The sequence below is a fragment of the Bacillota bacterium genome (genome assembly GCA_040754675.1).
GTDB lineage: Bacteria > Bacillota > Limnochordia > Limnochordales > Geochordaceae > Geochorda.
In genome coordinates this window covers 1-3,933 of the sequence record JBFMCJ010000389.1, presented here as the reverse complement: position 1 = coordinate 3,933, position 3,933 = coordinate 1, and the positions used below count along the sequence as shown (strand labels likewise).

The window sequence follows — 3,933 nt, the reverse complement described above, 5'->3', positions numbered from 1 at the left end:
GAGCGAAGCCAAGAACTGCGCCCGCACCGCGGGGCAATCCGGCAGTGTCACCGGCAGCCTCTCGCCGTCCCCGGCCACGCACGGGTTGAGCCACGGGAAAAGCCCCCGCGGGAACGCGGCCTGGGAGCCGCCTTCCAGCACCCGCTTCCTGCGCCGCTCGTGCCGGATCTCCCACCGGGCAAACCGGTCCAGGGTGGCCCACATGTGCCGGACGGCATCGCGCACCTCCGCGCGGGCCGGAACCCGCTCGCGGAGGGCATACCGCACGAAATCAGGGTCGTTCGCGCTTATCTCCAGAGACGCCTGAACTCCCGGCTTCAACTCGTGCAGGACCAGCTTCGCCGCCGCTATCACTCCCAAGCACTCGGCCAGCCGCACCGGCACCAGGCCGAAATCGGCGTGGAGGGCCCTTGTGACGGCCCCACTGACGAAGATCCCCACGCTGCCCGGGGAAGCCGACTCAACCTGCACCTTGACCTGCTGCACCGCCCCCCCTCCCTTCAGCCCTCTCCGGCAGCTCAGCCACGACCATCGCACCGGGATCCGCTCCCGGAAGGAGCCACACCCCGGGCCTCAAGCCCAGCCTGGCCGCCGCACCAGCCTCCATTTCCAGCACCGCCGCGGTTCCCCGGGGACCGAACAGCACCCGCCAGGGACGCAAGGTGCCCACCCGTATGACCCGGTTGCCGGCGTCCAGAAACGCGCAGTCCAGGGGCCTGTCCATCAGGAACCCGTGAACGCCGGAGCAACGCGGGAAGAGCAAACCGCGCCCTTCTGGAAGCCGGCAGCCGACCAGGCCCCGGAGACGCGACAAGAACGTCGACGCAACAAGCACGGTGATCTTCTGCAATACCGGGCACCTCTCTCGTCCTCATCTCGCAAGCGCTGCCAGCCGCACAACCACGGGCTCCAGCCTCGGCCACCCCAGGGCAACGGCCACCCCCAGCACGGCGCCTTTGAAAACCAGCCCCTCCAGAGCGCCAAACCTGCCGGTCCCGGCAACCAACCCGGCCACGAACCCCACAAAACCCTGCGCCAGCGCGGCAAGAACCAGCAGCGCCACCGCCTGCAGGCCCCACCCGGCGGGGAGGGCACCCAAGCACCACCACAGAGCCGCAAGTTGTTCGAGTTCGGGCACGCTCGACCCCCCCTCGCAGGACGTGCCAGCAGGAGACCGGCGGCTCAGCGGCGCCTACCCTCCCAAGCCGCACACCCGAGCCTGACCGCGAGGCCCAGGACAGCTCCCATGCCCAGACCCGTCGCCAGTACGCCGGGCCGAAACGGTCCTCCCGCGCCACCGAGCAGGCACTGCGCCGCAGCCAGCCTCCAAGCAGGCACACCACCTCGGGTGCGAACTCAACCGTTCCCGCCTCGCAGCGAAGGACCTCCACAGCCACGCCTCCCTACCTCAGCAGCCCCACTATGTCCGCGAGGAACACCACCGCGGCCACCGCCCCCAGGGCGACGGCCCCGGCCGCCTCCAGCCGCCGCCTGCCGATTGGGCTCAACCTCGGACCCAAGAGTTCGACCACGATTCTGCCGCCATCGAGCGGTGCCACGGGCAGCAGGTTGAACACCCCCAGGCCGGCCGAGACGCATGCGAAGACGAGCAGGCCCGTCTCAAGCGAACCCGGGCCCAGCCCCCCCACCACCTTCGCGAGGCCTATGGGACCCACGACGTCGGCCGAACCTCCCACGAGCACTGACACGGTGGCGGTCACCACCCTGGCCGTGCCCTCGGCGGCGAACAGCGCCGTGGCCAGCACGTGCCCGTTCGACCACAGCCACCCCAGCCACCCCAGCGCCAGGACGCACCCCAGGAAGTTCCCGGCCGGGCCCGAAAGGAGCAGCGCGGCCTTCTTCCAGGCAGGGGCCCGCTTGTAGGCGTCGTCGTCCACGTCCACCCCCGCGCCCAGGGGCAGGAGGCGCAGGCTCACCCGCACGCCCCTCACCCGCGCGGCAGCGAGGATGGGCCCCAGGCCGAACATGACCTCCCGGACCTTGACCCGGGCCACCCAGGCCGCCAGGGCGTGGCCGGCCTCGTGGACGAACATGGCCGTAACCAGCACGATCACGGTGAGCAACACTGCCGACAAAGCACCAGCCTCCTTTGGGGCAAAACTGGAGTGCGGGCATCCGGCCGCCGCCTCCCCAAAAGCAAAAGGCCGGGGAACTCAGTCCCCGGCCTCCGGTCCATTCCACGTTGGCGCCTTGCTTACCCGCCGCCTGGTCCCTTGATGATGTCTTTGATGGACGGGAAGTCTGAATACGCTGGCCCCTCCGGCGGGTTCTCAAGGGGAGTGTAAAGGAGCGCGTTCATGCACACGGTCATTTCGTGTTGCTTGCCAGTATACGCGTCTATGAACGGGACGGGTTTGGACACCCAGGCCACTCCTACGCCTACCTCCTGAAATACTGGGTCGAGGATCTGTTGCCGGTGGGGCGTGCTTTCCAGCAGCCCTTTCACCATTTCGGTAGCTACGAATTCCACATCGTCAGCAGGGTGGCGAATAGCAGACATGACTCCACCCCCCGCACCCATGGGCAAACGTGCTTTCTTGTACATGTCGACAGCGTACCCGTACTTCGGCGAGTCGTGGGTAACGATGCCGGTCTCCAGGATCTCTATGCTCTTGAGCCGGGCCATCTCGGCTATCTGCTCGTTGGCGCGGAACTCGGGGAGCTTGTGGTCCCTCCGCACGCGGTTGAGTTCCCGGAAGACCGCCTGCTCCAGCGCCCGTGCTGTCTTGTCGCGGGCGTTCACGTTCCCCTCCCCCGCACCCAGCTTCCGGTCTACGGACTTTCCGTCCGCCGCGGGTGCGGCCTGCTTCGGGTGCGGGACAAAGCTGGCGGCTTTCGCAGTGTTCTTAGTCGAGGAAGCGGGCTTGGAAATCTCGGGTTGCCGTTCGCCGTCCCGGCCTGTGACGATCCGGATGGCATCCCGCACCATGGCCGCTGCCTTCGAGATAGTGCCCCACACCTGCTCCCCGGCAGTCAGCTTCTGGGCCGCCGACTCCCCGGGCAGGGCGGCGAGGGTCCCGCCCGCTAGCAGGACCCCCGCCAAAGCAAGGCTGCATATCGTCACCGCAGCCCTTCTCACCCACGCCACCTCCCATCACTGCACGAGGGAGTAGATGAGTTCCCACGTCTCGTCAACTTGCCGGTGCTCGGGCCATTCCCACCGAATCTCTACAGGCGGCCCCGCCACGCTCACGACCTCGGGTATCCCATATGCATTGTACGTCGCCAGGATGTTGTGCTCCTGCTGCGCGGTGAGATACCCGCCTACCACCCCGCCCAGGCCTGCCACCGCGCTCCCCGCGATCCCGAACACCTCCAGCGTCGGCAGTATCCCATTGCTGTCCACGCCGAAGGCCAGCCGGTATTCCTTACCGGTCTCCGTTTTCTCCACTCCCGACTTGACCCAGGAGAGCACCGCGTTGATGTCGCCACCTTTTTCACGCACGGCCTCTCCCTTGAAATGCCCGATCAGGCTCACCGCGACAAGCCCCAAAGCAATGCCGCCCGCGATGAGCGCGCCGGGCCCCAGGGCCAGCCCCAACACGGACGCCAGCCCGAACGCCACACCAACCCCCGTCAGGCTGCCTGCCAGGCCACCCAGCGCCCACTGCGCCACCGCCACCGCCGGCATCACCACCTGGTTCAGGAACGCCCTCTCCCCCGCGTTGTATTTATCGTATATCCCCTTCGACTTCCAGAACTCGTACCGCGCCGCCGGGTCGTTGAGGTTGGCCATGCCCTTGTTGACGAGGTCCGCGCTCTCGTTCACCGCGGCCCACACGTCGCGGCACCCCCGCCAGAACAGGTCCCAGTTCCCCACCGCCATCCTCAGCATGTTGATGAGCCCGCCTGCCTGGTTGTACGAGTCGATTACCCCGCGGGGCGGCTGCGAGAACACCCGCGCGGCCGTCC

The 3,933-nt window shown here is 67.8% G+C and carries 6 protein-coding genes; all 6 read right to left on the bottom strand.

Features of this window, described 5'->3' with window-relative positions; all coding sequences use genetic code 11:
* Positions 1-486, bottom strand: a 486-nt coding sequence (locus tag AB1609_17495; protein MEW6048242.1) for a hypothetical protein, incomplete at its 3' end; no start/stop codon positions are given.
* A complete protein-coding gene (locus AB1609_17490; protein ID MEW6048241.1) occupies positions 461-850 on the bottom strand; it encodes a DUF192 domain-containing protein in 390 nt (129 codons plus the stop codon). The genes AB1609_17490 and AB1609_17495, both read right to left, overlap by 26 nt.
* A 21-nt stretch (positions 851-871) precedes the next feature.
* Complete coding sequence (locus AB1609_17485; GenBank protein ID MEW6048240.1) at positions 872-1,138, bottom strand: hypothetical protein; 267 nt, start codon at positions 1,136-1,138, stop codon at positions 872-874.
* 265 nt (positions 1,139-1,403) lie between these two features.
* Complete coding sequence (locus AB1609_17480; GenBank protein ID MEW6048239.1) at positions 1,404-2,087, bottom strand: site-2 protease family protein; 684 nt, start codon at positions 2,085-2,087, stop codon at positions 1,404-1,406.
* Between the two features lie 128 nt (positions 2,088-2,215).
* A complete protein-coding gene (locus tag AB1609_17475) occupies positions 2,216-3,100 on the bottom strand; it encodes a CAP domain-containing protein (protein MEW6048238.1) in 885 nt (294 codons plus the stop codon).
* Positions 3,101-3,115: 15 nt separating this feature from the next.
* On the bottom strand, positions 3,116-3,933 hold an 818-nt coding region (locus AB1609_17470; GenBank protein MEW6048237.1), incomplete at its 5' end, for a hypothetical protein.